The sequence below is a fragment of the Candidatus Nanobsidianus stetteri genome (assembly GCF_003086415.1).
Taxonomy (GTDB): Archaea; Nanobdellota; Nanobdellia; order Nanobdellales; family Nanobdellaceae; genus Nanobdella; species Nanobdella stetteri_A.
In genome coordinates this window covers 1-19,265 of the sequence record NZ_QEFP02000019.1, presented here as the reverse complement: position 1 = coordinate 19,265, position 19,265 = coordinate 1, and the positions used below count along the sequence as shown (strand labels likewise).

Genomic DNA, 19,265 nt, shown 5'->3' with positions numbered 1-19,265 from the left:
AAATAATTTTATAATTCTTTGGCCTTCAATAATGCTACCAATGTTATTGTTGGTACCACAAATATCACTAATAAAATGAAAAATATTACCATTCCATAACTTATTGAAATTGTTAACGCATATATTATAGATATAATACCCAATATTACTGATGCAATTATTTCGTATAATATTATATATGCAAGTAATATCAATGATTTTTCAAAATATATTGATAATTTATTTACTTTTCCTAAAATAGATCCATAGAATGTATATAGAAGTAATATACTCAATATTATTGATATTATAATAATTGCCCATTCAACAATTATTAATGTTGGATTATATGATACATATTGATAACTTATTAATCCAAATGGATTTATATATCCAGTTGATACTAAAGATCCAAATGATACTGAAGTAATATCATAAAAATTATATAACATATATATTACTCCAATAGATGCTAATAGATTTGGTATTAATAATGATAAAAATGCTGTTTTATAATCTGGATTAATATTGTCTCCAGTAACTTTTGTATAGTACCAGGATACTACATTTGGATAGAAATATGAATATATTATTACTCCCAATATTGGTATTGCTATAGATAAAAACCATAGCACTGCTGATGAAATAATAAATAATATACTATCTACAAAATTTTTTCTCATATACTCAAATGCTTTTTTATATATCTCTACTACCATAAATAATAGATCTTAAAAAGATATAAAAAATTTATAATTCCTCAGCCTTTAATAGTAATATTAGATTTGATGCTGGATTTACAAATATTAAACTTAAAATTATTACAATTATACTTCCCAATAAAGGAGATACTAATGAAAATATTCCACCAATTATATATAATATTATATCAGTAACAATATAAAATACAAGCCAATATGCAAATAATATCAATGATTTTTCAAAATATATTGATAATTTATTTACTTTTCCCAAAATAGACCCATAAATGCTATATAATAATAATATCCACATTATTCCACCAATTATCATTATAAGTACACCAATAATTATTCCTAAAAGATCATATAAAGAAATACTTAAATTAGGTAAACCAGTTGACATTAATTGTTGATGATTACTAATATTCAATATATCTGTAAAAGTTAATCCTAACTTTATTAAAATACTAATTAATACTAATAATATTATAGTTATACCAATTGATGTTAATAGATTTGGTATTAATAATGATAAAAATGCTGTTTTATAATCTGGATTAATACTTTCTCCAGTAACTTTTGTATAGTACCATTTAGTTAATCTAGGATAAAAATATGAATATATAATCGCTCCTACTATTGGTATTAAAAATAATAAATTCCACAATATATAAAATATTATACCATATATTATACTATGTACTATATGATTCTTTACTAAATCAAAAGATTTTTTATATGTTTCTAATAGACCCATAAAAATTGATACTTAATAAAATTTAAAATATTATCTTTTTGCAAATTTCATACCTCTCTTTTCATATTCAATAAGATTCATTAATAATTCATCCTCATTTTTATATTCCTTCTTTAATAAAAACTTTGCAGATAAATAACTTATACCTTTACCAGCATAAATAAATACAAATTTTTTACCATAATTCCTTAATAATTCTGCAGTTATATTTAATTTTTTCTCATCTTCCAAATCTTTTTCACTTTTTGCAACACCAAAATATTGACCTCCACATTTTTTGCATTTAAATTTTTCATTATAATCCTTTACTTTTATTTTATATTTTGTTCCACAGGCCATACAAACAAATATTAATTCTGTATTTTCAATTCTTTCTTTTACCAATTTTAATACTTCTCTCCATTTATCAGAAATCAATACATCAGATACATATTCTTCCAATCCTAAAATTGCTAAAGGAGATATATTTTCCCTATCAACAATATTTACCTTTATTTTTCCTTCTTTTATTTTCTTTAATATCATCTTTAAATTTTTTACATCCAATTTTTCAATAAATAATTCATTTAATGTTTCCTTATATACTGGTGTATTTATTAAATGATCTAAAATTCTTCTTAAAGTAGATTTTGAATAATCTGCATCCTTTCTAATTACTCCAAATCTTTTTGCAACATGAGAAAATTTCCATAAAAATAAATCTGTATTAACCATTGCTTTTTCCAATATATTTTCAACATTATCTAAATCAATATTTTCAATTACTTCCTTAATATTTTCCTTTGTAATATATCCAGCTTTTAACATTATCCTATAAGGATCTGTTTTTATTCCAACAACAATTCCATATTTTTCTGATAATATTTGGGAAATTAGTCTTGATAATGCATCATTTATTTTACTTCCGAATGGAGAATGAATAATGAACCAATCCCTATATTGTTCAATATATATATTATCTTTATTTGGATAAAAATATAATTCTTGATTTTTTAGTTCATCAAAATTTAATAAATCCCTTTTTATTTCCTGTGCTTCCTGTGCAACTTCTAATGGAACAGGTAATAATTCACCTTCCCAGGAAGGTATTGCAGATTCAAAATCTTTTTCCAATCCAACCAAAATCTTCTTTTTTTCAATCTTTTCAATCTTCCATGGTAAACCCCTTAATATAAATATTGTACCAGGATTTCCATGCTTTGCAACAAATTCCTCATGTAATATACCAATTTTTTGACCAGTTGTTATATCATATACATCATATGATTTTTCATCTGGTATCATTGAAATATTATCTAAAAAATAAAATAATCCTTTTCTTGTCTTAATCAATTTCTTATTTTCTTTATCATATATTAAAATCTTTATTGAATCTAAGAAATTTATTATATTTAAAAATTCTTCATATGTTAAATCTTTATATATATAAGATCTTTTTATTGTATCCCAAACAATATCAATATCAACTTCTCCATATTCTAAAGTCATCCCAACAATTTGATTTGCTAATACATCTAAAGCATTATAATGTACTTCAGGTTTTTCAAGTTTCATAATTATTATATTTATAACAAAGTCATATATAAATATGCTATACAGAAATAACTAAATAATAAAAGCAACTTTAAAAGAAAGATAATATAATTAGGACATAAATTTTTTGTTATGAAGATCTAATAGAAAAATGAAAAATATACATTTATTTAAATTTATAAATAGTGCCTCGATAAATTAAGAAACTATTTTATTTTCTTTTAAAATTTCCGATATTTTTTCTTTAACATATAATCCTTTAGGTTCACCAAATGCTTTCTTTGTTATTCTACAAAAGTCACATATATCTTTAGATGTTGGCATTCCGCAATATTTACATTTATTTAATTTTATTTCTTCTTTATTTTCATAAAATTTAATATTTCTTGCAATAGCCCTTGCCAAAGATATTTTAAATCCTGGATTTTCCTTCTCCATTCTATCCAAAAATTCCCTAATATTTGTTTCAATTCTTTTGCTACCATATTTAAATGGACATTGATCTTCTAAATATGGAATACCTGATAATTTTGCATATAATTTTGTTTCTTCTTCAGATATTTCATATAATGGTCTAATTCTCCCAACTAAGGAATCTATTTTTTCTGTTTTAGGACCCAATTTACTTATCGAATATAAATCTTGCAAAAAGAAATTTTTAATTATATAAGGTAATAGATCATCCATATGATGCCCTAAAGCAATATAATCCACATTTAATTCATTTGAAATAACATTTAATATATATCTCCTTAATAATCCACATATACTACATGTTGGTCTTACATATTTTACTTTATAATTTGGTAATATTTTTGCACCCAATTTTACTAATGTTTCTGGTAAGTATGATCCAATAATTTCTTTAGAATCTAAAATTATAAATTCCGTATTATATTCTTTACTAAAATTCTTTATAGCTTCTAAAGATTTTTTAGAAAAATCATATATTCCCATATTTATATGTAAACCAATTAGTTCAAAACCAATTTCATCCTTTATATTCAATAATATATGATATAATGATGTACTATCTTTACCTCCAGAAACTCCTACCAATATTTTTTGTCCCTTTTTAATTAACTTATATCTTTTAATTGTTTCTAATACTCTTCTTTGTATATATTCTATATAATGATCTTTACATAACCATAATTTTGAATATGGGATTTTTATAATTGCATCTCTTTCACAATAGAAGCATTTCATGAAATAAATAAAAAATGAATATTTAAAAAGTTTATTATAAGAAATACTCTTATGAATAAATATGACTATGTTTATATATTTCTTATATCGTTTATACCACAATTAATTATCTTATTATTATCCCCTCCAATATTGTTTTGGGATGAATATGCATATTTGGATAATGTAAAACATGTATTACTAAATACCCCATATTTTGAATATTATAGATTTCCATTATTATGGTGGATATTAATTCCAATTTCTTACATTACAAATTTCAATATATTTTTCATAAAATTATTTTTAATTTTCATTTTTTCTTTATCAACAGTATTTTTATATAAAATATTAGAAGAATATAGTAATAGATATATAAACTATATTTTGATTTTATTTTATTCATTGAATGGATTATTTTTAGTCTGGGCATCAAGAATTTATCCAGACGTTCTAGCATCTTCTTTATTAATCTTTTCAATATATTTCTATATAAAATATTTTAAAGATAATAAAGAGAGAAATTTAATTTTATATTCGTTATTTTCAGTTTTATCAATTCTCTCAAAATATGAATATGGTTTATGGTTAATTTCTTCAATAATCTTTTTAAAAAATAAGGATAAATTAAAAACAATATTATATTCTTTATTATTTTTAACCCCATATTTTTTATATAATTTAATATTATATCATAATCCAATATTTATATTTATTAAACAGGCTGAAATTGTTTATACATATACATCTTATCAACCTCTTTCTCTATTTTTATTCAATTTATTTATATTTTCTTCTGCATATCTATTTTCTTTATTACAGAACCCAAAGAAACTTGAAAACTATAATAGATCTATATATTTATATATAATATTATCAATAATATACCTTGCATTTTTTGCTAAAGCAAAAGATGCGAGGTATATTCTAATGATATTACCCTCATTTTTAATATTGACAAGAATATTTATTAATAAAATAAAAGGCTTACAATTCCCCTATTTATTTTTATTTGCATTATTAAATATTATATCAATCTATAATGGTGTATTATTTTTAATAAATTATGATACAAACCTGGGAAATACATATTTAAATTATGTATATAAAGCTTCTGAATATTTAAATCAATATAACCCAAATGTAGTATTAACAAATGTTTTTTGGCCAATGGTTGCATATTATACAAATTCTCAGGTTTATATAATGTATAATGCTACATATTTAATCCCAAGAGTTTATCCTCAATTCCTTATATATTCTCCAAATTGTGGAACACCTTTCCCATTCAATCCAAACGATTATAATATATCATTAATATATTATTATACGGATCCAAATAATTGTCAGATATATATTTATAAAGTAAATAGTTATTTTGTTAAATAACTTTCTAATTCATCCAAACTTGCAAATCCTCTAATAATATATGTCTCATTATTTCTATATATAATAATAAATGGCCAGGTAGTAATATTATAATTTAAATTATAATAACTTATAAAGTAATTTGGATAGCCTGAATCAAATGAATATATATACAAAATATATATTGATTTTGTACATATAAATATGTTAAAATATCACCTTCTTGATCACATGCACTTCCACAATATTGATTATTATAGAAATATAAAATCAATGTGAAATTTGTTATATTACAATCTTCTATATATTTTCTAGTTAATAAAAAGTGTAAATATTCCATATTAAAATATTGGGATTTCAAATATCTTACTTCTTCTTCATTATAATATATATTTTCCTTTGATTCTAAATATGTTAGTTCCTGACCAACCTGAGCAATTTGAGATTTTAAATATTCCAAAAAAGATAAATAATTATTATTACACTCTAAATTTTGAGAATTTGCTAAATATTGGGCTGAAATTACTAAAGAATTTATTTCATCAATTTGTAATATATTCTGTTGAAATGAATATTGATATAATAAATAACCTAGAATTATTCCTAAGAAAAAGGATAATATAGATATTATTATTGCTATTGTTATTATATTCTTAGGTTTATCCATATTTCTTATTTAACAGTTTATTTATTAAACTATTATTCCATACAATTCCACCCCATCTTAGATTTCTACCAAATATTTTATAATATAATGCTACAATTATAAAGACCGCATTAAAGTATACTGAAAAAATTAGGTATATAATTGAATAATAAATTATAGATAACCAGGATTTTGATTTATCATACCTTCTATATATACTAATAAAAAGAAAGAAATCTATTAATAAAATAATTGAAAATATTATTAAAATAAATTGAGAGGTAGACAATAATTGAAAGATATATAAATTAATATTGAAAGAAAGAGAATTTTGGATGAAATAAAATATATTATAATTTATAGAAGATAAATATATTAAAAAATTATATAGCTGATATCCATATATATATAATATTACTGAAAATGATAATGGTATTAAGATATATAAAACTATATTAATACCAAAAACAACTTCTCTCAAATATTCATTTTCTATATCTCTATATTTTGTATAATTTTCAATAAATCCTAAAGTCCATCTTACCCTTTGTTTTAATAATGATTTAAAATTATCTGGAGGAACAGTTTTTATAATAACTTCTGGACAAAATTTTACTTTGAAATTATTTTTCTGTGCTCTTAATGCAATTTCCATATCTTCACTTATATTTTTTTCATCAAATACTCCAATCTTTTCAAATACTGATCTTTTAAATACAGAAAATGGGCCTGATGCTATAAATACAGAATTCATTGTATCAACAACAATACCAGAAAAATTATGTATTGCATAATCAATATATTGATATTTTTCAATAAATTTTTTTGTACTAATTGTTTGTATTGCTGGAACAACAATATCTGCATTATAATAGTACATGTATTTTAACATTTTTATTAAAGAATCTTTTTCAGGAATAGAATCTGCATCTAATGTAACAATTATTTCTCCACTAGATTTCTTTATTCCATAATTTAATGCTGAAGATTTTCCACCATTTTCCTTTTTATATACCTTTACAAAATTATATTTCTCTTCATATTCTTTTGCTATTTCATATGTATTATCCTTTGATCCGTCATCCACAACAATTATTTCCAATTTATCTTTTGGATATTCTAGATCTATTAATCTTTCCAATGTGTTTTTTATATTTTTACCTTCATTATATGCAGGTACAATTATTGATACCTTTGGATAATCTTTTATTTCATAATTAATCTCTTCTTTATCATAAGATAATAGAAATAATAGGGTATATATAGATAATAATAATTCTACAAATATTATTATTAGTATTATGTAAGGGGCTATATACATATTATAAAAATATTCTAAAATGTAATAAATATATTTTATCTATGGTATATGTAAAATGGATAGGACATGCTTGTTTTTTAATTAAGAGTACATATGGAAATATATTAATAGATCCATTTATTAAACAAAATCCAAAAGCAAAGTATGAAGAAGCAGATTTAGAAGATATAGATATAATATTAGTAACACACGCACATTTTGATCATTTGGGTGATACAATAGAATTGGCTCAAGATAATGATATAAAAGTAATTTCTATTTTTGAAATAGCTAGATATTTAGAAAAATTTGGAATAAAAACAATTGGATTAAATTTTGGTGGTAAAACAGTTCAAAATAATATAGAAATATATTTATTCCCTGCAGTACATAGTTCAAGCATAATTGATGATAAAGATAATATATTATGGTTGGGAAATCCAGGTAGTTTTGTAATAAAGGTTGATGATAGGATAATATATCATGCTGGTGATACTATGGTATTTGAAGATATGAAACTAATACCAAAAATTGTTGGGGATATTGATCTAGCTTTATTACCAATTGGAGGACATTATACAATGGATATTAATCAGGCTTTAATTGCAATAGAATATTTAAAACCAAAGAATGTTATACCAATGCATTATAATACATTCCATGTTATTGAAACAAAACCCGAAATTTTAAAAGAAAAAGCAAAAAATACAAATGTAATAATATTAAATCCAGGTGACTCAATTGAAATATAAAGAAGCATTAAAAGAATCTTTTTCCTTTTATATTAATAATTTTAAGAATATATTTTTTATATATCTAATTTTACTTATACCTTCAATACCATTATATTATACTAAAAGTGAATTGTATGGAAATTTGGAATATTTCTTAACTTATCTATTTCTATCTTTTATAATTTTTATAATATTTTATACTTTTACAAGATTAACAATATATTTTTATTATGAAGAAGAAAAAAGTATATTAAAATCAATAAAAAAATCAATAAAGAATTATTTTCCATTTTTATTAACATATTTAATAACTGTTATTGCTGTATTTACTTCTATTATAATTTCTTTATTTATATCTATATTTATTTCAATTCCTTTTTTTATTATAAATCTACAATTATCCAAGATAATATATATAACATCATTTATTGTTTTTTCTTTACTTTTAATAATATTATTTAATAAAATATTTTTCTCTCCAATGATTGTTATATTTAAGAAAAAAAGTATACATGATTCTTTATATGAATCATGGAAGAATATAAAAATAAGAGATTCTGCATTAATATTGCTTTATAATCTTCTTATAGATTCCATATTAATAATAACTTATATACTTCAAATATATTACAATAATTTTGCATTTACTCTATTAAATTCATTTATATCCTCAGAATTTGTAACACCAATAGGAAATTTATTTTCTATAATATTGTATAAACAATATTCGAAAAAATAAAATTATTTTTCTGACTCTTTATAAGCAAACCACCAATCCAGCATCTCTATTTCTTTCTTCTTAGCTTTCTCTTCTATTTCCTTTACTTTTCCAATTGAATTTGCCGGCGGTATTATTAATTTATTTCCAATTAAACTGGATGACTTCCATTCTAATTTATCTACATACCAATTTGCTGGTAATGCAACTTTTTCTTTATCCGATACTTGTAATGCATATACCAATCTATATATTTCTGTAATATTCCTTCCAACCTCCTGTGGATAATATACAATTGCTCTTATAATTCCTTCTGGATCTACAACAAATACAGCTCTTACAGTATTTGTACCCCCATTTTCTGGTAGCATCCCCAACATAGATGCTAATTTTCCTAAGTGATCCGCAATTATTGGGAATGGAACTTCTGTTTCTGCCTTTTGCCTTATCCATTCAACCCATTTTATATGAGAATATACTTGATCTACTGACAATCCTATTAATTCTACTCCCAATTCTTTAAATTTTGGATACATTCTTGCAAATTCTACAAATTCTGTTGTACATACTGGCGTAAAATCTGCTGGATGGCTAAACAATATAAACCACTTTCCCTTATAGTAATTTGGCAATTTTATTCTTCCATGTGTTGTATCTACTTCTACTTCTGGAAATCTACTACCTATTCTTGGGATTCCATTAATTTTTTCTCCTTCCATAAAAAATAGTTACATATTATTTTTATAAGGGTTAAAATTCGTACCTAAATTATCGTGACTCATAATGATCTATTACAATTGTCGGCCATATAGATTTAATACCTTCAATACTTTGTAAATATTTTATATATTCATCAAGCTCTTCAGGTTTGGTATATAAAAAATCTATTAATATATCATGATCTCCCCCTGCTAAATATATGTTAATTATATTTTTGTTCTTAGATACTTTTTCTAATATATTAAATATTTTATCTTTATCTATATTCAATCCTATAAATACTCTTTTATACCCCAATAAATTATAATTTAATTCAACTGTAAATTTTTTTATTATACCAATCTTTATTATCTTTTTAATTCTTTTTCTAACAGAAGCCTCCGATATATTTAATAATTTTGCTATTTTGGTGTTTGATATACGAGAATTATTTATTAATATCTTAATTATTTTATTATCTATATCATCTATATACGATCTTCGTACCATTAATAACTAATATAATATAATAATTATAAAGCTTTCTAATTACTATTATATATGGAGTCTATAGATTTCGAAGCTGAAAGTACAAATGGAAAAATAAAATTAAGCGATATATTAAAGGAAAAAGATTTTGTAGTTGTATATTTTTATCCAAAGGCATTTACTAGCGGATGTACACAAGAATTAAAGAGATTTGTAGAATTATATGAAGAATTTAAAAAATATAATACAGAAATAATTGGAGTAAGCAATGATAAATTAGATACACAGAAAAAGTTTGCTGAAAAATATGGTGCAAAATTTCCTTTAGTTGCAGATCCTGAATTAAAGGTAATAAACTTATTTAATGCAAAAAGTGCTAGAGGAAAAGGGGCAAGTAGAATTACTTTCATAATAGATAAAAATTTAAAGATTGTTGAAACATTAAAATCATTAAAAAATGCTGCAGAACATGCTGATAAGGCATTAGAAAAAATTAAGGAATTACATAGCAAAGGCCTTTAAATCTAACACTTTCTTTCTTTTTTATTTTTACCTTCACCTTTACCAGCCATATTTAATTATAAATTATTGGATAATATAAATTTTTCTAATAATATTTGATAATGATAAAAATATTTGATTATGAACTATATTCCGGATATATAATGTTAAATGGAAAAATTGTTGCTTATTCTTTACATAATGATAAAGATATGTTGATAAAAAATTTATTAAAAATTGCTAAATTTCATAATTTAAATGGAGATCTTATTTTTGATGAAAATTTAGATAAATTTTTTCAAGAAAAAATAAATAAAGTATTAAATAATAAAGAAAAATTTAAATTAGATCTAAGCAAATATAGGTATAAAGATATATATGAAAAGATATTAGAAATACCTTTTGGAAAAACTATAACATATAGAGAATTATATAATAGTCTAAATAAAAAATATAATATGTTACAAATATTAAATGCCATAAAAAATAATCCATTTATTATTCTAATTCCATGTCATAGAATTGTTAAAGAAAATGATATTTCTGGTTATACACCTTTAGGAGTTGAATTTAAAAGAAAATTATTAGAATATGAGCATAATTTATAATTACTTAGTTCTTTATAAAATATAATTTAAAAAATTTTTGAATAAAAATATAATACTACAAAGTTTTTTACTTAATATTTCTAATAATTTTACTTTTTCTTTTTTATTAAAAATTCTTTAAAAATATTTTACCTACGTTTTTTATGATTATAATTATTATTATCATCACATCCTAAACCTAGTAAACATTCGACAAGACCTCTTTTTTCTATACTATATTCAAAATCATCTTTACTATAATTTGCATATTTTTCCAAATCTGCTCCACTTAAGGGAATCTGATATTTTATACTTTTATCTTTATGGTTAATATAATATACATAAAGATCTCTATTGTATACTGATAAATAAACGGGTCTATACCAATCTCTTGAAGAGAGAATGCTAAAGATATAAAATTTAGAATCTTTACTAATTATTCCTGCTTTTAACAAAGCATATATTAAAACAATGCTAGATCTGAATAATTGCAAATGCGCTTTTATATATCTTTTATCATTTATGTTTTTCTTCAAATCACTTTTAAATTCAAAATTATATAAAATTGGCTCACCAGAGTATCCTCTTGCAATAACGAGAGCATCTATTTCTGCCTCTACTTCGATCTTACCTTTTAATTTTTGTGGTAGATAAAGTTCTCCATTTTTTGCGTATATATCTATTGACTTTTTTATCTCGTCATATTTAGTGGAATCTCTAAATATTATATTTATCGTCTCTTCGCTTATTATTTTTTCTAATGGAGAATATAACATATATTCTCCATTATAATCTTTAGTACGTATAATTTTAACATTTCTTAATAAGATATATGCCAGATATCCATTACTCCCATAACTTTCTAATAATTCATCTAAACTTATTTGAAAAGACTTTTCATCTAAGGGTCTTTCATCTTTAAGTTTTAATTCTGATAAATCTAGGTAGTATGAAGAAACTATCTTAGATAAAGATTTCGGATCTAAAGCCATTGCCTAATTCTTTCAATTATTTCTTCACCTAATTCTTTCCTTTTATACAATTTATATTCAGATGCTATTCTTCCATCTTTGTATTCTGCAATTTCATATTTATTTAGTTTATCGTTATAAAATATTAAAAAGTTCATTAAAAATTTACCATTTTTATAGATCTTTATTATTGTAGTAATATAAGGATTATTAGATATATAAGAAGACATCTTCATAGAAATCTTTTCCAATAAAAATTTATATAGATTCGGTTTATATATTTCATTGTCTTTTATATCAAAAATAATAATAGGGTGATAATTTGACTTATTTTTCTTTAATAAAGATAGAAATTGAAAATTATAATTTGTCTTATTCTTATATTTACTATTATTAAATTTATCAAATAGGTTATCAAAAAATCCCGAAGGATTCTTTTCTATTTCTTTATATATTGCTTCTATTTTATATAATTCTTCTTCCTTAAAATCTACTAAATATATAATTTTCTTATAAGATCTATTTTCTTTCCATTCAACTATATTAAATATATAATATCTGCCTTGACATTTCATTCCATAATATTCTTGCCTTCCTTCTATATTTAATTTTATATTCAATTTTTCAAAATCGCATTCTTTATTTAATTTATTTAATTCATTGATTATAGTATCTAAAAACACATTAAAAAATTATACTTTCAATGCCTCAAATCTTTTTTCCACTACTGGCCAGTCTATATTATCAAAGAATACATCTACATATCCCTTTCTATTACTTCCATAATCTAAATAATATGCATGTTCAAATACATCTAATGCTAATATTAATTTTGAATTTTGTACCATGTAAGTATTTTGTTCATCAGATATACTAATTACCAATCTATTTAAATCATCAGACCATAACAACCAAGCCCATCCCCTTGCGCCCATTGCAGTTGCTTTCATTTCTTTAACAAATTTTTCAAATGATCCAAAATCTTTGTCTATTTGTGATCCTAATGATGATCCTGGCTTTCCACCTTCTCCACCTAAATGACTGAAGTATATTTCATGATTAATCATTCCTCCAAATGCTCTAGTCCATTCAACTTTTAATTCTCTTATTAATGAATATGTTACATTTGCTGCGTTATAATCTTCATCTGTCAAATTATTTAGCTTTTGTGTTATCTCATTAAATTTCTTTACATATCCTTCGTATATCTTCAAATGTTCTTCTATTGTTTTTGCTGAAATACCCTTCATTTTAAACAACTGTGGCCTCTCTTTCTTAAAATCTATTGGTTTTCTTTCTGAATATTCCATTAATATATATTATAACAATGTTTTATAAAAATTAATAAAATCAAAAAATATTTCTTTATAGGCCTCTAAGTTCCCTAATTGCTAACCTTATATCATCTTCATGTACAGTTTTCCTTCCTGCGTGTTTTGCTAATTCTACTGCTCTTGCTGATATTGCCTCTGCTACTTGCAATACTGATTCTACCATTGCTAATTTTGCATCCTGTCCTACCCTTGATGCACCGGCCTTTCTTAATATTCTATATAGTGGTGCCACTGGAATTGGTGTTGTTCTCTTTGCCATAATAATATTATTGACAAACTAATATAAAAATCTTTTGTTTTAACATCTGTTTAAGTCAATTTAACACGACCATAATATAATACCCCCTCAATATTAGTCCATCATGTCATAAACTCTATCATAAATATAAAAAGTTGTTTCAAATTGAGTTACTATCCCATTGGATTGTTCTACTAATATTGGGTACTCATAAATATTTCCATTCTTTTTTAGATATTCTATAAACAATTTTAAGTTTATTTTATCATTATACTCTTTATATAACCATCTGTATGCAAAAGGAAGGGTTTTATATTTATTATATATTTCTTGGAAGAATTTCTTAATATTTGGATCTCTAATTGGTTTATCAGAAATTATTGAATATATTCCAGATGGTTTACCTTCTTTTACAAATCCTACACCATTTGTAGCAAATGGTTCAATTGCATATATTCCTTCATTTAATTTTATTTTTGATTTATTGTCATAATTTGGTATTGTAATTTTAGAATGTAAAATATATCGATCTATTTTATGACCAGATAAATTATATATTGGATTATAATTATATGATTTAATTGTATTTTCTATTACTTTTCCAATTTCGGATATTTCTATATCTTTTCTTAATATTTTTTTAACATTCTCTAATGCATTTCTAGAAGCTTCAATTAGATCTTTATATTTATTATCATTTATTTCTACTGTAAATGCAGTATCAATACAATATCCATTAACCTGTGCACCAAAATCAAACTTTACAACATCTCCATCTTTTAATATTATATTATCATTTATTGTTGGTGTATAATGTGCCGCTATATTATTTATAGATATATTAACTGGAAATGAAGGAAATCCTCCTAAATCTATTATTTTTTGTTCAATTGTTTCTGCAATATTATATATACTTTCACCAGGTTTCAGTAATTTCTCAGCTTCCCTTTTTACTTTTTTCGTAATTTCAGAAGCTTTTTTTAAATCTTCAAGCATTTTTTATTTTCTTTATAGATGTTTCTTTTTCCAATAAATCAAGAAAATCTTTATTTGCATCATCAACATTTATTGAATACATTTCAATTATATTATTTTTATATATCTCTTTTATCAATTCCTCTATTTTATCAAACAATTCTTCTCTTGTTTTTATTATTAATAATTCTCTATCTTCCTCTTTAATATTATCTTTTTCTAAATATAGTGTTTCAACCTTCTTTATATCTATTGATATTGCATATTTTCTTTCCAATATTCTTCTAGAAATATTTATCCCATCTCCATTTTTTACTGATAAATATATTACAATCATAACAATATTATTATAGAAATATTGAAAACATTATATTTCAATAATATCTTCAATATATTTATATAATTCTTTCCAATCCAGGTAAACCTTTTTTAATGTTAAATATTTTGGGTCTGAAGGGAATGGTTTTGGTTCTAAATTATATATAAAAACTTTTTCAATTAAATCAAAAGGAAATAAATTATAACCTACAGAGATTAAAAATGTGATAATTCTTCTTATCATTTCATATAAAAACCTATTTCCCTCAATATAATTTATATAAAAATCTTTATCTTCAATTATTTCAAATTTTGTTATATTACATATTGGATCTTTTACCTTACCTTTCGCAAAATTATGAAAACTTTTTATTCCTATAAAATACTTTGATGCTTCTATATATTTATTTATATCAAATTCTTTTTCTTCAGATTTTATTAATATTTTTTCATTATTTATTAAATATTTTGGAATATATTTTTTCTCAAACAATTTTTTTGGTAATTTATATTCATATAATTTACCTCTAGAAAATTTTCTAATATTAATAAATTCTTTTAATTTATATACATTCAATATTTTTATATCATTATTTTGAAAATTTGAAAAATCAATATTTTTATCTGAAGATATAACAATATAATTTTCCTCTGCATTTACTCCTTTATCTGTTCTTGAAACAATTGATAATCTAAATTCTTTTATATCAAAATAATTTAAAATTTCTCCTGAAATTGTTCTTACATTTTTTTGATATGCAATTCCATGATAATTCTCTCCATTATATTTTATCCTCAATAAATAATTATACATTTTTTATTAATTCTAAAAATTCTTTCGCATTTTCATACATCATTGAATTATTAAACATTACATAACTATCTTTTTTATTATATTTTAATACTTTTTCCTTTATTCTATTTAATTCTTCCTTTGAATAATCATAATTGTATATTAATCTATTTCCTTCATGTAATCCATGTAATCTATAATATTTTATATCAGAATCGTATACTGGTTCCTCAACATTTATATCTACAATATCTATTAAATCAAATTCTTTGCATATTTTTTCCCTATTTTCTTTACTCCACCCTCTTAATTCTATTGCTATTTTATATTTTTTACCAATTGAATTAAAGAAATTATATGCATTTTCAATATTTTCTTTTGTATCTTTAAATGAATTTGGTAATTGAATAACAATTATATTTGCTCTTAATATATTCGCAATTTCTTCCTGTTTTTCCCAAAATTCAAATACTTCCTTTGTATTTCTTAAATATCCAACCTTTCCCTTTAATTCTTTATAATTTTTTATTTTTGATCTTCTCCATGTAAAAGAATTTACATCATGAGTAATACCTTGAAATGCCTTAAATGTAAATTCAAAATTTTCAGGTGCTTCATTTCTTATTTTTTTAACCCACTCAATATCTGGTATTGAATAAAAAGTACTATTTATTTCTATTACATTAAATTCTTCATAATATTTTTTCCTTGATATAGGAAATCCACAGGTTCCTACTTTTATCATAAAAATATATTATAAAATATACATAAAATTTCTATTTATATAAAAAAATATAATAAAATACCAAAAACCTATTTATCTATAAAATAATTCATAATTTCCAAATCCCTGAGGTATAAATGTATTATTTGTGGATATTATATTTCCATTACCTGTTACTATCTTTTCTACAATATAACTAGTAGCAGGTGGTAGATTAATAAATGTAATATTTCCATTTATATTTCCTATTATTGATATTCCTTCATAATAATTATATAATACATTATTTACATTTGTATTAGATATTACATTACTTAAACTATTTATGAATCCTTGTGAATTATTATAATATACATTTACACTTCCTGTGGATGTTGTTAAATTATTTATATATCCACTTCCATATAATTCTATTCCTAATTGTGAATTATATAATGATATATTTGTTGCATTACCTGTCAAATAATATCCAAATAATCCCCCATTTGTTGTTACATTTATTATATTATTTGGTTGGGTTATATATAATCCAAATACTTGTCCTACTTTTATATAATCATTTATTATATTATTTCCTGAAGAAGTTATATATATTCCAAATATGTTTGATTGTATATTATTATTTATTATATTATTATTATTTCCATTGTTTATCTTTATTCCAAATATATTTGATATTATATTATTATTTTCTATTACATTATTTATTGCATTTCCATCAAAATATATTCCAAATATTTGTCCATTTATATTTGAATTATTTATTATTACATTATATGGATTGTTATCATATATTCCCCATACTGATGATTGAATATTTGTATTTTCTATTGTTGAATTTTGTATATAACCATATATTCCTCCTATATTTCCATTTATTGTAGAATTATATACATTTATTATTGATGGATTCTTTACATCTATTCCAAATAATCCCGAATTTATATTTGAATTTATTAAATTTAATTCTCCATTATTTACATTTATTGCAAATAGATTTGTATTAATATTTATATTCTGTATTGTTACATTTGATGATTCTATATCTATAACTGGTAATCCTGGATTTGCTGGTTCAAATATTGTATTTTCTCCTAATAATGTTATATTTTTACCTTGTGGATTTATTATTAAATTTACTAAATATACTCCTGGAGAGAATACTATTATAGGTATAGAACTATTAATTGCTGAATTTATTATTCCTTGTATTTGTGTATTACTTAATGTATTATTTATTACTGATACATTATATGCATTTTGTGATATATATATTACTTGAGGATTTGTATATTGATATAATCCATAATTATTATATGCATATACTCTATACCATATTGAATAATATCCATTACTATTTAATTTTGCATATTGTTGTAATATTCCATTATATAATATATCTGAACATGAATTTGCTATTGTTACCCATTGATTATTTGTTTGATTTAATAATTGTATATTACAATAATCTTGTCCCAATGTATTATCATATACATTTGCATTAATTTCTAATAACCATATATTTTCTTGTGTACCATTTGATGGTGTAGGATATGTATATGATACATTAAATATTGGTTGTGGTAATGTATAAACATATATTCCGGTTGAATTTGTTTGTCCTAATGGGTTTGATGTTGATAATTGTATTGTTATATTTCCTCCATTTGGTATAATATTATATAATCCTGGTAAATTATATGATGAATTCTCATAATTTAATTGTATAATATTATTACCTGGTGTTACACTTATATTATATGTATTTCCATTTATTGTTACATTTACATTTGGATAGTTTGTATAAAATGATATATTTAGTTGATAGTAATTTAATATTGAATTATTTGAAGGAGAGATAATATATATTTGTGGGTTATTATATAATTGTTGTACATTAACTGTTATAGTAGTAGAATTCGTAACTCCGTTTGATGCAACACCAGTTACTATTACACTATAAGTACCTGGTTGTATATTACTATTTGCACTTACAGTTAAAGTTACTGATGCATTTGGAGTAACAGTTGTATTTGATAATGAACAATATAAATTTGAATTACTTGTAGAACAAGATAAGGTTACTGGTAAAGGTGTGTTTCCTGTTAATTGATTTACATATATTGTTGTTGAATTAGAAGAACCTGAATTTAAATAGATACTGTTTGGTCCAATAATATTAAAGGTAAATATTGGAAATCCTAATACTAATATAGAAACATAAGATCCTTGATTTGAATTAATAGTATATGAAACATTATAAGTACCTGGAGCTAAATCCTTACATACTGCAGCATATACACTAGCAGAATTTCCTGAAGAGGTTAGGAATAATTGAGAACATCCGGTAGGTAATGATACACTACTTATATATCCACCATCTATTCCATTGCCCGATAATGATAATAAAATTAATACTGTTTCATTTTGATTTTGTACATTAAATGATATTGTTTGAGTAGTAGTTGTTGTATATGTATATGTTGAATTATATAAAATTACTGGAGTAGAATAATTGTCTATTGAAATACCTCCTATTACATTATATAAATTTTGTGAATTAAAAGAGCATATATTATTATTTGATTCTCCTATTATAGAATTTGAATTTTCTACCAATACATTAAAGTTTGGAGTTATTGTATTAGATAATAAGGAAATTGAAGGCATTACATCATTAGGTGGTAATGATCTTAATAAAACCCAATATAA

22 protein-coding genes are annotated in these 19,265 nt (G+C 22.5%); 5 read left to right on the top strand and 17 right to left on the bottom strand.

Annotated features, from left to right (window positions below):
* Positions 1 to 8: 8 nt before the first annotated feature.
* The 4 genes from DDW03_RS02640 to DDW03_RS02625 all read right to left on the bottom strand — a co-directional run bounded on the left by DDW03_RS02640 (position 9) and on the right by DDW03_RS02625 (position 4,179).
* Positions 9 to 698 (bottom strand): hypothetical protein, encoded by a 690-nt coding sequence (locus tag DDW03_RS02640; RefSeq protein WP_228615513.1) that lies wholly within the window; start codon positions 696 to 698, stop codon positions 9 to 11.
* 31 nt (positions 699 to 729) lie between these two features.
* Complete coding sequence (locus DDW03_RS02635) at positions 730 to 1,437, bottom strand: hypothetical protein (protein WP_228615512.1); 708 nt, start codon at positions 1,435 to 1,437, stop codon at positions 730 to 732.
* Between the two features lie 30 nt (positions 1,438 to 1,467).
* Positions 1,468 to 2,991, bottom strand: coding sequence for a hypothetical protein (locus tag DDW03_RS02630; protein WP_228615511.1), 1,524 nt, complete (start codon positions 2,989 to 2,991; stop codon positions 1,468 to 1,470).
* A 177-nt stretch (positions 2,992 to 3,168) separates the two neighbouring features.
* A complete protein-coding gene (locus DDW03_RS02625; protein ID WP_228615510.1) occupies positions 3,169 to 4,179 on the bottom strand; it encodes a TIGR00269 family protein in 1,011 nt (336 codons plus the stop codon).
* A 51-nt stretch (positions 4,180 to 4,230) separates the two neighbouring features.
* Between DDW03_RS02625 and DDW03_RS02620 the strand changes: the two genes are divergently transcribed.
* Positions 4,231 to 5,547, top strand: a complete 1,317-nt coding sequence (locus tag DDW03_RS02620) for an ArnT family glycosyltransferase (protein WP_228615509.1) — start codon at positions 4,231 to 4,233, stop codon at positions 5,545 to 5,547.
* A gap of 109 nt (positions 5,548 to 5,656) precedes the next feature.
* Here DDW03_RS02620 and DDW03_RS02615 read toward each other — a convergent pair whose 3' ends face one another.
* A complete protein-coding gene (locus tag DDW03_RS02615) occupies positions 5,657 to 6,193 on the bottom strand; it encodes a hypothetical protein (RefSeq protein ID WP_228615508.1) in 537 nt (178 codons plus the stop codon).
* Complete coding sequence (locus DDW03_RS02610; protein WP_228615507.1) at positions 6,186 to 7,493, bottom strand: glycosyltransferase family 2 protein; 1,308 nt, start codon at positions 7,491 to 7,493, stop codon at positions 6,186 to 6,188. Before DDW03_RS02610 ends, DDW03_RS02615 begins: the two co-directional genes overlap by 8 nt.
* 41 nt (positions 7,494 to 7,534) lie before the next feature.
* Between DDW03_RS02610 and DDW03_RS02605 the strand changes: the two genes are divergently transcribed.
* Both DDW03_RS02605 and DDW03_RS02600 read left to right on the top strand, forming a co-directional pair.
* Positions 7,535 to 8,224: a metal-dependent hydrolase gene (locus DDW03_RS02605; protein ID WP_228615506.1), complete on the top strand. Its 690-nt coding sequence runs from the start codon at positions 7,535 to 7,537 to the stop codon at positions 8,222 to 8,224.
* Positions 8,205 to 8,945, top strand: coding sequence for a hypothetical protein (locus DDW03_RS02600; RefSeq protein ID WP_228615505.1), 741 nt, complete (start codon positions 8,205 to 8,207; stop codon positions 8,943 to 8,945). The genes DDW03_RS02605 and DDW03_RS02600 overlap by 20 nt, the downstream gene beginning before the upstream one ends.
* A gap of 2 nt (positions 8,946 to 8,947) precedes the next feature.
* On the opposite strand, the gene DDW03_RS02595 is transcribed toward DDW03_RS02600, so the two are convergent.
* A complete protein-coding gene (locus DDW03_RS02595) occupies positions 8,948 to 9,643 on the bottom strand; it encodes a peroxiredoxin (protein WP_228615504.1) in 696 nt (231 codons plus the stop codon).
* A gap of 49 nt (positions 9,644 to 9,692) precedes the next feature.
* On the bottom strand, positions 9,693 to 10,133 hold the full coding sequence (locus tag DDW03_RS02590; RefSeq protein ID WP_228615503.1) for an AsnC family transcriptional regulator: 441 nt from the start codon (positions 10,131 to 10,133) through the stop codon (positions 9,693 to 9,695).
* 51 nt (positions 10,134 to 10,184) lie between these two features.
* Between DDW03_RS02590 and DDW03_RS02585 the strand changes: the two genes are divergently transcribed.
* Positions 10,185 to 10,634 carry a peroxiredoxin gene (locus tag DDW03_RS02585; protein WP_228615502.1) on the top strand — a complete coding sequence of 150 codons (450 nt, stop codon included), beginning with the start codon at positions 10,185 to 10,187 and terminating at the stop codon, positions 10,632 to 10,634.
* A 101-nt stretch (positions 10,635 to 10,735) separates the two neighbouring features.
* Positions 10,736 to 11,221, top strand: a complete 486-nt coding sequence (locus DDW03_RS02580) for an MGMT family protein (protein ID WP_228615501.1) — start codon at positions 10,736 to 10,738, stop codon at positions 11,219 to 11,221.
* A 128-nt stretch (positions 11,222 to 11,349) separates the two neighbouring features.
* On the opposite strand, the gene DDW03_RS02575 is transcribed toward DDW03_RS02580, so the two are convergent.
* The 9 genes from DDW03_RS02575 to DDW03_RS02535 all read right to left on the bottom strand — a co-directional run.
* Positions 11,350 to 12,192, bottom strand: a complete 843-nt coding sequence (locus DDW03_RS02575; protein WP_228615500.1) for a hypothetical protein — start codon at positions 12,190 to 12,192, stop codon at positions 11,350 to 11,352.
* Positions 12,183 to 12,854, bottom strand: coding sequence for a hypothetical protein (locus tag DDW03_RS02570; protein WP_228615499.1), 672 nt, complete (start codon positions 12,852 to 12,854; stop codon positions 12,183 to 12,185). The genes DDW03_RS02575 and DDW03_RS02570 overlap by 10 nt, the downstream gene beginning before the upstream one ends.
* A gap of 9 nt (positions 12,855 to 12,863) precedes the next feature.
* Positions 12,864 to 13,481, bottom strand: a complete 618-nt coding sequence (locus tag DDW03_RS02565; protein WP_228615498.1) for a superoxide dismutase — start codon at positions 13,479 to 13,481, stop codon at positions 12,864 to 12,866.
* A 55-nt stretch (positions 13,482 to 13,536) separates the two neighbouring features.
* Entirely contained in the window at positions 13,537 to 13,764 is a 228-nt protein-coding gene (locus DDW03_RS02560) for a histone family protein (RefSeq protein WP_004578411.1), read from the bottom strand.
* Positions 13,765 to 13,857: 93 nt separating this feature from the next.
* Positions 13,858 to 14,739 (bottom strand): type II methionyl aminopeptidase, encoded by an 882-nt coding sequence (map, locus tag DDW03_RS02555; protein ID WP_228615497.1) that lies wholly within the window; start codon positions 14,737 to 14,739, stop codon positions 13,858 to 13,860.
* Positions 14,732 to 15,055, bottom strand: a complete 324-nt coding sequence (gene cutA / locus DDW03_RS02550) for a divalent cation tolerance protein CutA (protein WP_228615496.1) — start codon at positions 15,053 to 15,055, stop codon at positions 14,732 to 14,734. Before cutA ends, map begins: the two co-directional genes overlap by 8 nt.
* A gap of 30 nt (positions 15,056 to 15,085) precedes the next feature.
* The gene (locus DDW03_RS02545; RefSeq protein WP_228615495.1) at positions 15,086 to 15,850 is read right to left on the bottom strand and encodes a tRNA pseudouridine synthase A; all 765 of its coding nucleotides are present in this window, start codon (positions 15,848 to 15,850) and stop codon (positions 15,086 to 15,088) included.
* Positions 15,843 to 16,574 (bottom strand): DUF72 domain-containing protein, encoded by a 732-nt coding sequence (locus DDW03_RS02540; protein ID WP_228615494.1) that lies wholly within the window; start codon positions 16,572 to 16,574, stop codon positions 15,843 to 15,845. Before DDW03_RS02540 ends, DDW03_RS02545 begins: the two co-directional genes overlap by 8 nt.
* 72 nt (positions 16,575 to 16,646) lie before the next feature.
* Positions 16,647 to 19,265: hypothetical protein (locus DDW03_RS02535; protein ID WP_228615493.1), on the bottom strand; the 2,619-nt coding region annotated here is incomplete at its 5' end.